Origin of the sequence: Pseudokineococcus sp. 1T1Z-3 (assembly GCF_037482365.1) — a bacterium.
GTDB lineage: Bacteria > Actinomycetota > Actinomycetes > Actinomycetales > Quadrisphaeraceae > Pseudokineococcus.
Genome location: NZ_JBBHZF010000015.1, coordinates 300 through 560, shown reverse-complemented (window position 1 = coordinate 560; position 261 = coordinate 300). Strand labels below are relative to the sequence as shown.

Sequence of the window (261 nt, the reverse complement as noted above, 5' to 3'; positions counted from 1 at the left end):
TTTTGGCGACAGTCTCGGCGAGGGCGCGACACGCCGACGAAACGGCGTCCGGAACTCGTGTCCGTAACCTGTGTGTAGCGGAACCGCTGTCGGCAGGTTTCCGTACGCTGACCCCGTGCCCCACGCCCTCGGCTACGCCCGGGTCTCGACGACCGCGCAGGACCCCTCGCTTCAGCACGACGCGCTGCGCTCGGCCGGCTGCGCGCACGTCTGGACTGATGTCGCCTCCGGTGCTCGGGACGACCGCCCCGAGCTGGCCAG

General features: G+C 70.5%; 1 protein-coding gene. It reads left to right on the top strand.

Features of this window, described 5'->3' with window-relative positions:
* Window positions 1-115: 115 nt before the first annotated feature.
* Window positions 116-261: recombinase family protein (locus tag WDV86_RS16225; protein ID WP_445262924.1), on the top strand; the 146-nt coding region annotated here is incomplete at its 3' end.